General features: G+C 69.4%; 14 protein-coding genes. 4 read left to right on the forward strand and 10 right to left on the reverse strand.

What is annotated here, in order from left to right; all coding sequences use genetic code 11:
• The first annotated feature begins 56 nt into the window (after positions 1-56).
• From A5730_RS06690 to A5730_RS06700, 3 genes are read left to right on the forward strand one after another with little or no spacing between them, the layout of a single operon-like run.
• Complete coding sequence (locus A5730_RS06690) at positions 57-1,013, forward strand: proteasome assembly chaperone family protein (protein WP_067897290.1); 957 nt, start codon at positions 57-59, stop codon at positions 1,011-1,013.
• A gap of 39 nt (positions 1,014-1,052) precedes the next feature.
• Positions 1,053-2,084, forward strand: a complete 1,032-nt coding sequence (locus A5730_RS06695) for an alpha/beta fold hydrolase (RefSeq protein WP_055401670.1) — start codon at positions 1,053-1,055, stop codon at positions 2,082-2,084.
• 46 nt (positions 2,085-2,130) lie between these two features.
• Positions 2,131-2,817, forward strand: a complete 687-nt coding sequence (locus A5730_RS06700) for a PhzF family phenazine biosynthesis protein (protein ID WP_067897293.1) — start codon at positions 2,131-2,133, stop codon at positions 2,815-2,817.
• A gap of 13 nt (positions 2,818-2,830) precedes the next feature.
• Here the strand turns inward: A5730_RS06700 and A5730_RS06705 are convergent, their stop codons facing one another.
• From A5730_RS06705 to A5730_RS06715, 3 genes are read right to left on the reverse strand one after another with little or no spacing between them, the layout of a single operon-like run.
• On the reverse strand, positions 2,831-3,316 hold the full coding sequence (locus A5730_RS06705; RefSeq protein WP_067897296.1) for a peroxynitrite isomerase: 486 nt from the start codon (positions 3,314-3,316) through the stop codon (positions 2,831-2,833).
• Positions 3,317-3,347: 31 nt separating this feature from the next.
• The gene (nrdR, locus tag A5730_RS06710) at positions 3,348-3,812 is read right to left on the reverse strand and encodes a transcriptional regulator NrdR (RefSeq protein WP_046184812.1); all 465 of its coding nucleotides are present in this window, start codon (positions 3,810-3,812) and stop codon (positions 3,348-3,350) included.
• Positions 3,813-3,872: 60 nt separating this feature from the next.
• Positions 3,873-4,367 (reverse strand): LysM peptidoglycan-binding domain-containing protein, encoded by a 495-nt coding sequence (locus tag A5730_RS06715; protein ID WP_067897299.1) that lies wholly within the window; start codon positions 4,365-4,367, stop codon positions 3,873-3,875.
• A gap of 291 nt (positions 4,368-4,658) precedes the next feature.
• Between A5730_RS06715 and lexA the strand changes: the two genes are divergently transcribed.
• The gene (lexA, locus tag A5730_RS06720) at positions 4,659-5,357 is read left to right on the forward strand and encodes a transcriptional repressor LexA (protein WP_055401680.1); all 699 of its coding nucleotides are present in this window, start codon (positions 4,659-4,661) and stop codon (positions 5,355-5,357) included.
• A 13-nt stretch (positions 5,358-5,370) separates the two neighbouring features.
• Here lexA and A5730_RS06725 read toward each other — a convergent pair whose 3' ends face one another.
• The 7 genes from A5730_RS06725 to A5730_RS06755 form a co-directional block, all read right to left on the reverse strand.
• Positions 5,371-7,605 (reverse strand): LGFP repeat-containing protein, encoded by a 2,235-nt coding sequence (locus tag A5730_RS06725; protein WP_067897302.1) that lies wholly within the window; start codon positions 7,603-7,605, stop codon positions 5,371-5,373.
• 423 nt (positions 7,606-8,028) lie between these two features.
• Complete coding sequence (locus tag A5730_RS06730) at positions 8,029-9,189, reverse strand: acyl-CoA dehydrogenase family protein (RefSeq protein WP_067897305.1); 1,161 nt, start codon at positions 9,187-9,189, stop codon at positions 8,029-8,031.
• 93 nt (positions 9,190-9,282) lie between these two features.
• Positions 9,283-10,710: a GTPase HflX gene (gene hflX, locus A5730_RS06735; RefSeq protein ID WP_067897309.1), complete on the reverse strand. Its 1,428-nt coding sequence runs from the start codon at positions 10,708-10,710 to the stop codon at positions 9,283-9,285.
• Positions 10,711-10,756: 46 nt separating this feature from the next.
• A complete protein-coding gene (gene dapF / locus A5730_RS06740; RefSeq protein WP_067897312.1) occupies positions 10,757-11,629 on the reverse strand; it encodes a diaminopimelate epimerase in 873 nt (290 codons plus the stop codon).
• Positions 11,630-11,633: 4 nt separating this feature from the next.
• Complete coding sequence (gene miaA / locus A5730_RS06745) at positions 11,634-12,557, reverse strand: tRNA (adenosine(37)-N6)-dimethylallyltransferase MiaA (RefSeq protein ID WP_067897525.1); 924 nt, start codon at positions 12,555-12,557, stop codon at positions 11,634-11,636.
• Positions 12,558-12,564: 7 nt separating this feature from the next.
• Positions 12,565-13,254, reverse strand: coding sequence for a hypothetical protein (locus A5730_RS06750; RefSeq protein ID WP_067897316.1), 690 nt, complete (start codon positions 13,252-13,254; stop codon positions 12,565-12,567).
• A 34-nt stretch (positions 13,255-13,288) separates the two neighbouring features.
• Positions 13,289-14,224, reverse strand: coding sequence for a DMT family transporter (locus tag A5730_RS06755; protein ID WP_067897319.1), 936 nt, complete (start codon positions 14,222-14,224; stop codon positions 13,289-13,291).
• Between the last annotated feature and the right edge of the window lie 272 nt (positions 14,225-14,496).

The following is a 14,496-nucleotide window of genomic DNA, read 5'->3' on the forward strand; positions in this document are numbered from 1 at the left end:
TTCGGGGGACACTGGTAGGGCACGCTGGCGACACCCCCGACAGGAGGCGAGCGGTGATGGCTGACGAACAGGACCCGCAGGGGCAGGCCGGGATGTACGAGCTGGAGCTGCCGGCGCCGCAGTTGTCGACGTCGGACGGCCGGGGCCCGGTGCTGGTGCACGCGCTGGAGGGGTTCTCGGATGCCGGGCACGCCATCCGGCTGGCCTCGTCGCACCTGAAGGCGGCCCTGGACTCCGAGCTCGTCGCGTCGTTCGCCATCGACGAGCTGCTGGACTACCGGTCGCGGCGCCCGCTGATGACCTTCAAGACCGATCACTTCACCAACTACGACGAGCCGGAACTGAGCCTGTACGCGCTGCGCGACACCATCGGCACCCCGTTCCTGCTGCTGGCCGGCATGGAACCGGATCTGAAGTGGGAGCGCTTCATCACCGCCGTTCGCTTGCTGGCCGAACGGCTCAATGTGCGTCAGACCATCGGCCTGGGCACCGTCCCCATGGCGGTACCGCACACGCGGCCCATCACGATGACCGCGCACTCCAACAAGCCCGAACTGATCGCCGAGTTCACGCCGTGGATCTCCGAGATCCAGGTCCCCGGCAGCGCGTCCAACCTGCTGGAATACCGGATGGCCCAACACGGTCACGAGGTCGTCGGCTACACCGTGCACGTGCCGCACTACCTGACGCAGACCGACTACCCGGCCGCCGCCGAGGCATTGCTCGAGCAGGTGGCCAAGATCGCGTCGCTCGAGTTGCCGCTGACGGCGTTGACCGAAGCAGCGGCGGTGATCCGGACCAAGATCGACGAGCAGGTCGAGGCGAGCGCGGAGGTTGCCCAAGTGGTGACCGCGCTCGAGCGCCAGTACGATGCCTTCATCGACGCTCAGGAGAACAGGTCGTTACTAACGCGCGACGAGGACCTGCCTAGCGGAGACGAGCTTGGTGCAGAGTTCGAGCGATTCCTCGCCCAGCAGGCGGAGAAGAAGCGCGACGACGACGACCAGGTCTGACCTTTTCACGGCCCTAGGCCCGACACCAAGGTTGGCGACATGACCGAGCGGAAGCGCAAGAGCACTCTCCGCCCGGTGCGTGAGGTCACCGCGCCCCGGCTGGAATTCCGCACCATCCACGGCTACAAGCGGGCCTACCGGATCGCCGGTGACGGGCCGGCGATCCTGTTGGTGCACGGCATCGGTGACAACTCCACCACCTGGAACACCGTGCAGGCCAAGCTCGCTCAGCGGTTCACGGTCATCGCCCCGGACCTGCTCGGTCACGGGCGATCCGACAAACCCCGCGCCGACTACTCCGTCGCCGCCTACGCGAACGGGATGCGTGACCTGCTCAGCGTCCTGGACATCGAGCGGGTGACGGTCGTCGGGCATTCGCTGGGGGGCGGCGTGGCCATGCAATTCGCCTACCAGTTCCCGCATTTGGTCGACCGGCTCATTCTGGTCGCCGCGGGTGGTGTCACCAAGGACGTGAACGTCGCACTCCGACTCGCGTCGCTGCCGATGGGCAGCGAGGCGCTGGCCCTGCTGCGGCTCCCCCTCGTGCTGCCGGCCGTGCAGCTGGCCGGGCGAATAGCGGGCCTGGCGATCGGCTCGACCGGCCTGGGCCGCGACCTGCCCAACGTTTTGCGGATCCTCGATGATCTGCCGGAGCCGACGGCCTCGGCGGCCTTCAGCCGGACCCTGCGGGCGGTGGTCGACTGGCGCGGACAAATCGTCACCATGCTCGACCGATGCTATTTGACCGAGGCCATCCCGGTGCAGATCGTCTGGGGCACCAAGGATGTGGTCGTCCCGGTCCGGCACGCCTGGATGGCACACGCGGCGATGCCCGGCTCCCGCCTGGAGATCTTCCAAGGCTCCGGACACTTCCCGTTCCACGACGACCCGGCCCGCTTCATCGACGTGGTCGAACGCTTCATCGACACCACCGCGCCCGCCGAATACGATCAGGCCGCCCTGCGCGCGCTGCTCCGCAGCGGCGGCGGAGAGAAGGCCGTCAGCGGCCCCGCACCCACGCGCGTCGCCGTGCTGAACGCGATGGGTTCCGACGAACGCAGCGCCACCTGAACCACCTTGCTCGATGCGGCCCCGCCGGGGGTCGTACAGTCGGGCCATGGCTATCGACGTCACGGTGCTGCGGGTGTTCACCGACGCGGAAGGCAATTTCGGCAATCCGCTCGGCGTAGTGAATGCCGCTCAGGTCCAGCCCGCCGGCCGGCAACGGCTGGCCACCCAATTGGGCTACAGCGAAACGGTTTTCGTCGACCTGCCCGCCGCCGGTTCCACCACCGCGCACGCCACCATCTACACGCCGCGGGTCCAGATCGCATTCGCCGGGCACCCCACCGTCGGCGCGTCGTGGTGGCTGCGGGAGAACGGCACGCCGATCAACACGCTGCACGTGCCGGCCGGCCTCGTGCAGGTGAGCTACGCCGGCGACCGCACGCGCGTCAGCGCGCGCTCGGATTGGGCGCCCGAGGTCGCCCTGCACGAATTCGATTCCCCCGACGAGCTTCTCGCCGCCGACCCGGGCGATTTCCCCGACGACACGGCGCACTACCTGTGGGCCTGGACCGACCGGGAAGCCGGAGCCCTGCGCTCTCGCGGGTTTTTCGCGAACCTCGGTGTGCCGGAAGACGAAGCGACCGGCTCGGCCGCGATGCGGATCACCGACTACCTCAGCCGCGACCTGCACGTCACCCAGGGCAGGGGGTCGGTCATCGAGACGACGTGGAACGCCGAGGGCTGGGTCGGGGTGGCCGGACGCGTCGTCAATGACGGTGTGCGGCAACTGGATTGACCGCGCGCCGCGCTCAGGCCTGCCGGCGCAGCGCCGCGCTGAGGTGATGCTGCAGGGGCTGCCCGACAGCACCCATCCGCACCGAATACGACAGCTCATCGCCGTCAACGCGGATGGTGCGGCCCAGCGCGGTCACCTCTTTGGCGGAGGGCGTGAGTCCGACGTCCGTTGTGGACAGCTCGATTTCGATGACACCGCCGCTGACCGTTAAGGTGCCCACCTCGATTTCGGTGATGCCGCTCGGGTGGGCGAGCACCAGCTCGATCTGACCGGGCTGCGGCGCCCGCAGGTATCCGACCTCGGCGTGCAACGGCTTGCCGTCGGCCACCGCCTTGGTCTTTTGGGCGTACGCCAGAAAGGGCTTACCGACGTGGGAGAACACGACTTCTTCGAGGTAGTCGAAGGGCTGGATCGTCGGATACTCGCCCGAGCCCTGGCCCGCCCACGTCCCCAGGAGCGGTGCGAGGGCAGCGATATCGGGATGCAAGTCGGGGGGCATGAATCCGAGACTAGCCCGGAGACGAGGGCCGTCAGCTCGGCGTCGTCACCTGGCGGTGTTCGCGCAGCGCCTGGATCTCACGCTCGAAGTCGTCCGCAGACTCGAAAGAGCGATACACCGACGCGAACCGCAGGTAGGCCACCTCATCGAGGTCGCGCAGCGGACCGAGGATGGCCAGGCCGACCTCGTGGCTGGCGACCTCGGGGGAACCCGCGGCGCGCACCGTGTCCTCGACCTGCTGGGCCAGCAGGTTCAGCGCGTCGTCGTCCACCTGGCGGCCCTGGCAGGCCCGGCGGACGCCGCTGATGACCTTCTCCCTGCTGAAGGGTTCGGTGACTCCGCTGCGTTTGACCACAGCCAACACCGCCGTCTCCACGGTGGTGAAACGCCGCCCGCACTCGGGGCACGATCGGCGGCGCCGAATGGCCTGCCCCTCATCGGTTTCCCTCGAATCGATCACCCGGGAATCGGGATGGCGACAGAACGGGCAATGCATGACCGCTCCTTCGCCGTGCCGACATCCAGGTACCGCAGCACTTCGAGCGTACTCGCGCCGTTAGCCGACCGGGGCGATCAGGGTCTGGCCGGCCACCAGGGCCGGCGAGTTCATGTCGTTGAGTTCGCGGATGCGGTCGGCGACCTGGCGCGCCGGCGCGTCGGGTGCCACCCGGCGGGCGACGTCCTGCAGCGACTCCCCCGCCTCGACGCGCACGACGGCCAGCCGGTCCGGGACGTGGGCGGCCGAGTTGCCCGAGTCGCCGTTGAGCACCTGGCCGACGTTGCCGACGAGGCCCAGCCACAGGGTGATGGCGCCGGCGGCCAGCGCGAGCCAGATGGTGGTCGTCACCGTGACGGGCCGCTTGCGGTGCGGCGCGCCGGACATCGCGACCCCGGTGCCGTGATAGCGGGTGGGCGCGCCGGCCGGCCGCGCCGGGCCGGGCCTACGGGAGCGGGCCAGGCCGTCCCGGCCGTAGCGAAGCCCCTGGACCGGTCCGTTGACCGGACGCCGAGGGTTGCTGGTACGCGGCGCCAGCGTGTGGATGGTTGTCATCTGCGTTCCTCCGGTCAACTATTCTTCGCTCAGCTGTTCGACTGTATCGCTCGTGTGTTCGAAATCCGAACATGTGAGCGAAGCGTGTCGCACGAGTCGAACGCTAGACCACGCCACCGACAAGTCCGTGGGCGCCAGAGCTGACATGCGGCTGAAATACCCGATCCGTCGAAGAGTTACACCTTTGTGATTCAAGACATCAGAAGCCATTTTGGCGGACGCGGTAGGATCCCGACACGCTAGTCGAACACATGTTTGATTCTTGGGCGCGGTGGGGTTACATTCAGTGCCATGAGCGACAGCAACGACACCTCATCGGCGGGCACGGACGGTCGGCTGCACGCCGTGGATTCAACGCTGACCGAACGGCAGCGCACCATCTTGAACGTCATTCGCGCGTCGGTCACCAGCCGCGGTTACCCGCCGAGCATCCGGGAGATCGGCGACGCCGTCGGCCTGACGTCGACGTCTTCGGTGGCCCATCAGCTGCGCACCCTCGAGCGCAAGGGCTATCTGCGCCGCGATCCGAACCGTCCCCGGGCGGTCGACGTCCGCGGCGCCGACGACGAGATGGCGGCGCCGGCCACGGAAGTCGCCGGTTCGGACGCCCTTCCGGAGCCGACGTTCGTTCCCGTCCTGGGCCGCATCGCGGCCGGCGGGCCCATCCTCGCCGAGGAAGCCGTCGAAGACGTCTTTCCGTTGCCGCGCGAGTTGGTCGGCGAAGGGACGCTGTTTCTGCTCAAGGTCGTCGGGGACTCGATGGTCGAGGCGGCGATCTGCGACGGCGACTGGGTGGTGGTCCGGCAGCAGAACGTCGCCGACAACGGCGACATCGTGGCGGCCATGCTCGACGGGGAGGCCACCGTCAAGACGTTCAAGCGTGCGGGCGGTCAGGTGTGGCTGATGCCGCACAACCCGGCGTTCGATCCCATCCCCGGCAATGACGCGACCGTGCTCGGCAAGGTCGTCACGGTGATCCGCAAGGTATAGCCGGCGGCCGGGGTCAGTCCGCCTTGTGAAAGCCGTTGGCCTGCGCCACTTCTTCGCTGGACAACCAGAGTTCGGCGAGCGTGTCGTGGTAGAGCTCGCTGCCCGGCGTGTAGTACAGCCCGAAGCGGGCGCTCGCCTTGATCGGATAGCCCTCGGGCACCTGGTAGGGGTCCTCGAGCGGTAGGTGGATCGTGGGGCGCCCGGCCGGGCCGGCCCCGGCTCCGCTGTCCTCGTCCTCCGCGGCCGCGTGCCGCCCGCCGCGCTGTTCGGCCGCCGGGGTTGGGGGCACGGCGTCGGCCTCGACATCTTCCACGGCGTCGGCAACGTCCGCCGGGACGTGGGGTACGGCGACGTCCGGGTACTCGGCCTCGGGGGCCACGGCCTCGGGGACGCCGGGCTCGAATTCGGTGTCCGGGGGCGTGTGCGGCACGGCGACGTCGAGGTATTCCGCCTCGACGTAGTCCTCGTCGGCCCGGACGGGCTCCGGGTAGGCGGGCTCGGGCACGTCGTCGACGTACTCGGCTTCGACGTAATCGGACTCGGCGTAGTCGGCTTGCGCGTAGCCGGGTTCGGGGAGATCCGGTTCGGCATAGTCGGATTCGGCGTATTCGGACTCGGGGTAGCCGGACTCGGGGTATTCGGATTCGGCCTCGGGGTAGCCGGCCTCCGCCAACGTGGCCGGCGAGACGGCGGCGAAGGAGTCGGTGTCCACCGCATCGGGATCCTCGTCGGCCCGGTAGGAATCCTCGTCCGCGCCGCCGCGGCGCCAGCTGACCCGGCCGCCGCCCTCGGCATCGGCCGCTTCCGGCTGGCGGGCGAAGTGGTCGGTGGCGACTTCGTCGCGTCCCCAGTGTTGGTCGCCCGCGGCGTCGTAACCGGCATCGAGGTCGCGGTGGGGCTCGTAGCCGACATCCGCGCGGGCGGCGCGGCGCCGACGCCAACCGAGGGCGACCAATCCCGCCAGGACGATCAGCACGAGCACCGGAATGGCGGCCAGCAGCCACCACCACTGCCAGGTGAACTTCTTGGCGTGGCTGGGCATCGCCGAGTTGCTCGGCTGGTTCTGCCCCGACACCTGCAGGCCGGACAGCAGCGGCGCCAGATTGGCCGGGTCGGTGCTGAACGTGTTCTTCGCCCGGTTCCACGAGACCTTGCCGCCGGTGAACTGCTGGGAGACGACGTCGCCGTCGACGGCCTGGTCACCGACGGGCGCGCCCAGCTTGCCGGTCGGCCCGCGAAGCTTGTCCCACGCCGCCTTCATGGCGCCGCGCACCACGAACGCGCCGTGCTCGGACGTCCAGAAGATCACCGGCTTGTCGGCACCGGAGAAGGGGACGACGCGGCTGGACGGGATGCCGCCGTCGGATTCGTTGGCGGTGGGGAAACCCAAATCGCTGCCGGCCGGCCCGCCCAGCGCGTCGTATTTGGCCAGGATGTTGGTCTCGATGGCGTTCGCGCCGGTGGCCGGGCTGAAGTACACCTTCCCGTTGGCGAAGTCCTGGACGATCCCGTCGCCGCCGATCGGGTATTGCGCGCCCTTCTTGACCCCCAGCGTCCCATTCGGTCCGCCGGCGGCGCGCCACGCCATGTTGATGGCCGCGGTGGGATCGATCGCCACCTGCAGGCCCTTCAACTGGTCGGCCAACGCCGACGGTTCGGTGGTGAACTGCTTCGTCTGCCTGTTCCACGAGACCTGACCGCCGCTGAACTTCTGCGCGGACACCTCGCCGTTGTACGTCTCATCGCCGACCGGGACCCCGAGCACGCCACCGGAACTGCCGAGCTTGTCCCAGGCGGCGTTGATCGCGCCGCGCACCACGAACGCGCCGTGGTCGGGCGTCCAGAAGATCACCGGCTTGTCGCTGGCCGAGAAGGTCGCCACCCGGCTGTCGGGTCCGGCGAGGCCGGGCACCTCATTGATGGCGGGGAAGCCCAAATCGCTGCCGGCGGGCCCGCCCAGCATCTCGTATTTGTCCAGGATCGGCCCGTAGACGAATTTGGCGCCGGTCGCCGGGGTGAAAAACATCTTGCCGCCGTCGAAATTCAGCTCGAAACCGTCGCCGGCGGGGTACACATCGCCCTTGCGGGGGCCCAAGGGCGAACCGTCGCCGCCCGCCTTCTCCCACGCGGCCATCATGGCGGCCTCGGCGTCGCCGATCGGAGACGCCGCCGCCGGTGAGGCCAGCAAGCCGAGGGCCAGTGCCGTGGCGGCCAAGCTGACCAGCGCGCTCCCGATCAGCCCGCGCATGTGACCTCTCTGCCCGTTCACCAAGCCTCCCAGCCGACGGCTGCGCCCCGACCTGCGGCCATGCCCGTGCCTACACAGCCGGCGAGCGGGCCGTCGTACGACCGCGGGGACGCAGCCCCGTTCCGATCCGCGTTATCGCCGCGCTCGGACAACTTTGCTCCCGCCGACGAACAATGCGAAGTCAAATCACGAATATTACAAAAACGGATACCACGCCGATGTCGAAATGATGCCGAGCCACGCTCAAATCCCAATACGGCACAGCCTCGGCGGTGCGCCATTACGCCGCCGACGAACCCAAAACGCATGGGGCGACGGTACGTGAAGCCATTAACCCGTCAACGATCCACCCGAACAAACGGACACGGCCCGCGCGGCGGTTTGCCCTCGAGGTCCGAATTGGCCGTTTGCGCTGACTAAGTGCTAGACCCCGAGACTGCGGCCGATGATCTCTTTCATGATCTCGGTCGTGCCGCCGTAGATGGTCTGCACCCGCGCGTCCAGATAGGCACGGGCGACGGAGTATTCGCGCATGTAGCCGTACCCGCCGTGCAATTGCAGGCAACGGTCGATCAGGTGCACCTGCTTTTCGGTCGAGTACCACTTGGCCATCGCCGCTTGTTCCGCGGTCAGCTTCTTGTCCAGGTGCAACCGGATGAACTCGTCGACCATCATGCGCACGACGGTGGCCTCAGTCGCCAGCTCGGCGAGCACGAAGCGGCTGTTCTGAAAACTGCCGATCGGTTTGCCAAAAGCCTTGCGCTCCTTGGTGTATTGCAGCGTGTGCTCGAGCACCTGCTCCATGGCCGCGGCCGCCATGATGGCGATCGAGATGCGCTCCTGCGGCAGGTTCTGCATCAGGTAGATGAACCCCATGCCCTCCTGCCCCAGCAGGTTCTCGGCGGGAACCTTGACGTCGGTGAACGACAACTCCGCCGTGTCCTGCGCGTCCAGCCCGATCTTGTCCAGGTGCCGGCCGCGTTCGAAACCCTCCATGCCGCGTTCCACCACGAGCAACGAAAAGCCCTGCGCCCCTTTGTCGGGATCGGTCTGCGCCACCACGATCACCAGGTCGGCGTTGATTCCGTTGGTGATGAAGGTCTTTGCCCCGTTGAGCACGTAATGGTCGCCCTGCTTGACCGCGCGGGTCTTGATGCCCTGCAAGTCGCTGCCGGTGCCGGGCTCGGTCATCGCGATCGCCGTGATGAGTTCGCCGGTGCAGAATTTCGGCAGCCAGCGCTGCTTCTGCTCCTCGGTGGCCAGGGCCAGCAGGTAGGGCGCGACGATGTCGTTGTGCAGGCCGAAGCCGATCCCGCTGTAGCGACCGGCGGTGGTCTCCTCGGTGATGATCGTGTTGTACCGGAAGTCGGGGTCGCCGCCGCCGCCGTACTCCTCGGGCACGGCCATGCCCAGGAAGCCCTGCTTGCCGGCCTCCAGCCACACGCCGCGGTCGACGATCTTCGCCTTCTCCCATTCGTCGTGGTGCGGCGCGACGTGACGGTCGAGGAAGCCCCGGTAGGACTCGCGGAACAGGTCGTGTTCCGGCTCGAAAAGAGTGCGCTGGTACTTGACGGCACTGCCCATGTGGATGACCTCCGGCGACTGGGAACTCTGCCGCCCAACATATACCAACCAGACGGTTGGTCGGCAGCGGCCCGGGTCCGGTCACCCGGTAGGTCAGTCGGCCGAGAACTCCTGCAGCCGGCCGGCCAGCGCCACCGGAACCCGGGCCTTGATCCGGGTGCCGTCGGGGCTGTGCTCCTCTTCCTGCACCCGCCCGTCGGCGTGCAGCCGGGCCACCAGGTCGCCGCGGTGATACGGGATCACCACGTCCACGGCCGTGTCGACGGGGACGGCGAGCTCGCCCATCCGGCGCCGCAGCGCGTCGATGCCCTCACCCGTCCTGGCCGAGACGAAGACGGCGCCGGGCAGCGCGTGCCGAAGCTCGGCCAGCGTGAGGCCGCTCGCGGCGTCGACCTTGTTCACCACCAACAACTCGGGCGGCGGGTCACCGTGATGGTCGGCAATGACGTCGGAGATCACCTCGCGCACCGCGTTGATCTGCGCCAGCGGGTTGGCGTCGGAGCCGTCCACCACGTGCAGCAGCAGGTCGGCGTCGACGACCTCCTCCAGCGTGGAGCGAAACGCCTCGACCAGTTGGGTGGGCAGGTGACGGACGAACCCGACGGTGTCGGTGAGCACCAGCGGGCGACCGTCGTCGAACTCGGCGCGGCGGGTGGTGGGCTCCAGCGTGGCGAACAGCGCGTCCTGCACCAGCACGCCCGCCCCGGTCAGCGCGTTGAGCAGGCTCGACTTACCGGCGTTGGTGTAGCCGACGATGGCGATCGACGGCACCTCGCTGCGCAGGCGGCGGCTGCGCTGGGTGTCGCGAACCTGCTTCATGTCCTTGATTTCGCGGCGCAGCTTCGCCATGCGTTCGCGAATGCGGCGGCGGTCGGTCTCGATCTTGGTTTCACCGGGACCGCGCAGGCCCACGCCTCCCCCGCTGCCGCCGGCGCGGCCACCGGCCTGCCGGGACATCGACTCACCCCAACCACGCAGCCGCGGCAGCATGTACTCCATCTGCGCCAGCGACACCTGGGCCTTACCCTCTCGGCTGGTGGCGTGCTGGGCGAAGATGTCCAGGATCAGCGCGGTGCGGTCGATGACCTTGACCTTCACCGCCTTTTCCAGCGCGGTCAGCTGCGCCGGGGACAGCTCACCGTCACAGATCACGGTGTCGGCGCCGGTCGCCAGCACCACCTCGCGCAACTCCTGGGCCTTGCCCGAGCCGATGTAGGTCGAGGGGTCGGGCTTGTCGCGGCGCTGGATGAGACCTTCGAGCACCTGGGAGCCGGCGGTCTCCGCGAGGGCGGCCAACTCGGCCATGCTGGCCTCGCTGTCGGCGGCGGTGCCGTCGGTCCACACGCCGACCAGGACGACGCGTTCCAGCCGAAGCTGGCGGTACTCGACTTCGGAGACGTCGGTGAGTTCGGTGGACAGGCCGGCGACGCGGCGCAGCGCCGACCGTTCTTCCAGGGCGAGCTCGCCGGTGCTTGGCTCCTCAACTGCGGGAGCGAAATTGAGAGATTCAGGATGTGTCATAGGCAATACAAGATGATGCACGGCGAATCGGCGCCGTGCACTCGAATTAACGCTCCTGCGCGTTCCACCATTCCCCGCTGACCTCCCCGTGCGCGACCAATACCGACGGCCCCCGCAGGTAGCTGGTGGCGTCGGTGACGGTGACGACGACCTCGCCGCCGGGCACCCGCACCGTCAGCGTGCCGGTGGCCGCCCCGCCGGCCGCCAGCGCGGCCACGGTGGCCGCGACCGTGCCGGTGCCGCAGGATCGGGTCTCGCCCACGCCCCGCTCGTGTACCCGCATGCGCACCGCGCCATCGGTCGGCGCGGTGAGAACTTCGATGTTGACCCCCTCCGGGAACTGGGCGTGGTCGAAGTCCACCGGGGCCGCCACGTCGAGGCGGGCCAGCTCCTCGGCGGTCAGGCCGGGGTCCACACAGGCCAGGTGGGGATTGCCGACGTCGACGGCCAGGCCGGAGAACCGGCGGCCGCCCACCACGGCGCTTCCGCCGCCGAGCGTGTTGGCCTTGCCCATGTCGACGGTGATGTCGGCGCGGGTCGCGTCGGCACCGTGCACCGTGATCGGTCGGGCGCCGGCCGGCGATCCGACGACGAACTCGTCGCGGGCCTCCATGCCGCTGGCCCGCAGGTAGTGGGCGAACACCCGGACCCCGTTGCCGCACATCTGGGCGATGGAACCGTCGGCGTTGCGGTAGTCCATGTACCAGTCGGCCGAGGCCACGCCGTCGGGCAGCCGGTCGAGCACGCCGGCCGACAGGGCGGCGCCCGCGGTGGTGACCCGAAGCACGCCGTCGGCGCCCAATCCGCGCCGCCGGTCACACAGGGCGGCGACCCGGGCGGGGGTGAGATCGAGCGTGGCCTGCGCGTCCGGCAGCAGCACGAAGTCGTTCTCCGTGCCGTGGCCTTTGGTGAATCTCACGTGCTCAGGATACGTGGCCCCACGCCCGCAGGGCCCCGTCGACGAGCGTGGCCGGGTCCGCCGCGTCCAGCCAATTCACCCGGTGGTCGCGGCGGAACCACGACCGCTGCCGCCGCACGTAGCGCCGGGTGCCCACGTAGGTCAGCTCCCGCGCGTCGCGCAGTCGATCGGCGCCGCCGCCGGCGTCGAGCGCCGCGATCACCTGCGCGTAGCCCAGGGCCCGCGACGCGGTCACGCCGTCGCGCAGCCCCGCGTCCAGCAGCGCGAGCACCTCGTCGACCAGGCCCCGGTCGAACATGTCGTCGGTGCGCCGGGCCAGCCGCTCGTCGAGAACCGTTGTCTCGCAATCGAGGCCGACAATCGCGGTGCCCCATCTCGGGGAACCGATGCGGGGTGCGGACGCGGCGAACGGCCGGCCGGTCAGCTCGATTACCTCGAGCGCCCGCACGGTCCGCCGAGCGTCGGTGGGCAGGATGGCCGCGGCCGCGGCGGGGTCGCGCCGCGCCAGCTCGGCGTGCAGCCCGCCTACCCCCACCTCGGCCAGCCGCTGTTCCCAGCGCGCCCGCACGGCGGGATCGGTGGCCGGGAACGACCAGCCGTCGAGCAGGGATTGCACGTAGAGCATGGACCCGCCCACGATGATGGGCACCGCGCCGCGGGCCGCGATCGCCTCGATGTCCGCGGCGGCGGCGCTCTGGTAGCGGGCAACGGTCGCGGTCTCGGTGACGTCGAGGACGTCGAGCTGGTGGTGCGGGACGCCGCGGCGCTGGTCGGCGGGCAACTTCGCGGTGCCGATGTCCATCCCGCGATACAGCTGCATCGCATCGGCGTTCACGATTTCGGCGCCGGGGTCGAGCCGTTCGGCCACGTCGAGCGCCAGCTGCGACTTGCCGGTGCCGGTGGGGCCGATGATCGCCAGTGGTCGCACGGCCACCTCAGGGCTGCCAGGCGCCCGCGAAGTAGCCCACGCCGTAGGGCGCACCGCGGTAGAACTCCTTGGCCGACCGCGGCCCGGGCTCGGCCAGGCCCGCGAGCACCTGAAAGGCCACGCGCCCGAGGATCTGTCGCGGCAGCCGCGTCAGGGCGGCGATGTCGCCGGTTGCCAGCGCATCTTCGAGGGCCAGCTGCGCGTCGGCGTTGGCCGGGTCGTAGCCGCCGGGGGCGGCCGGTGTCAGGGTGTTCGCGCCGTCGGCCACCACCAGCACCCCGATCGGCTCCGGCGCCCGGTCGATCTCGGCACGCAGGTCGCGGCACCGGGCCAGCGCGGTGCCCGCGTCAAGACCGGCCGCGTAGATCCGGGCCTCGGCGGTCGCGTCGGGCCGGACCTGGCCCCGGACCCAGCCGGCCAGCAACGCGCACACGGGCAGATCGGCGGGCGGTTCGGGGTGGGCCCGCGGGGAAAGCCGCACCCCGACGTCCGCCCCGAAGCCCGCGAACGTCCCGGCCGTGGCGGGGCCCCAGAATTGGTCACGCTCGCCGGTCCCGACGACGGCCCAGCGCGCGGGCAGGAAGGCGGCGGCCGCCAGCACCGCGGCCGCCAGGTCGGTCACCTCCGCGGCGGCCGCTCCGGCGAGCTCGGGCACCAGCAGCGGGGTCGACGGAACGATCGCGATGCCGCTGAGCACGCCACCAAACTAACGTTTTGCCGTCGCGATGCGGTCAGGCCTCGGCCGTCGCCGCCAAGACCGGATCGCTAAAAGGGTCGGCCAGGCTCCCGTCGTCTCGCCCGACCTCCGCGACCATGGTGGCGGCCTCGCCGCGGGCCAGCATGACGGTCGCGACGATCACCACCGCGATCGCGGCAACCAGCAGGATGGCCTTCGGCCCGTCGGCGTTCAGCGTTTCGCCGAGCACGAAGATGCCCAGCAAACCGGCCACGACGGGCTTGGCCACCGTCATCGTCGGCATGGACGCCGTCAGCGCGCCGGCGCGGAACGCCGACTGCTGGAAGATCATCCCGGTCAGCGCCAGCAACAGCCACGGGACGAACTCGGGTGCGCTCACGACCGCCAACGGGCCCTCCTCGCCCACCTCGACGATGCCCTTGGTGAGCACCGCGAACAGCGCGAGCGCCGAGCCCGCCACCACCGCGAGCAGCGCGGCCGCGATCGGGCTGCCCTTCCAGATCCGCGCGGCGACCACGCACGCGACCAGCAGCGGCACCATCACCGCGGCCACGATGGCCCACGTTTCGACCGAGGCGCGCTGGTTGCCGGAGGCCGGGTCGCCGACGATGATGACCACCGCCAACGCGCCGGCCAACACGACCGCCCACACCCACTCCCAGCGGGTCACGGGACGCTTGGTCAGGCGCGCGTAGATCGGCAGGGCGAACAGCAGGGCGGTGACCTGCAACGCGGTCACCAGCACCACCGAGCCCCAGGCGAGGGCCCCGGCCTGCAGGCTGTAGTTGACGATGGCCGCCAGGCCTCCCAGCCACCAGCGGGTGTCCCGCAGCGACATCCGGAACAGCTCGAGGTGGCCGACCTCCTTGTCGGTGATCTCCTGTGCCGAGCGCTGACGGATCACGTCGCCGATCGCGGATGCCAACGCCGCGCACAACGCGATCAACGCAGCGACGTCAACTTTCGACATGAGCGGACCCCTCACCTCATGATTGCCCCGACCAGCTTTCCCTGGGGCTCCGGCAAATACACGCAAAATTTGCGATCAGTTCAGCAACAACTGTATGACGTTGCCCACGCTGCTGCTCGCCGACAAAATCATCCTTTAGTTGATACGCGATCAAGCTATGCAACGGCTGTGGGCAACCTTCGGTTCAGCCCAGGCCGGGGACGGACCACTGACACCCGATGCGTGCGCGCCGAGGCATCTTGCGCGGGATCATCAGGGTGGCGGCGCGTGGG

It is taken from the genome of Mycobacterium sp. ACS4054 (assembly GCF_001667275.1).
In the GTDB taxonomy this organism is placed as follows: Bacteria; Actinomycetota; Actinomycetes; order Mycobacteriales; family Mycobacteriaceae; genus Mycobacterium.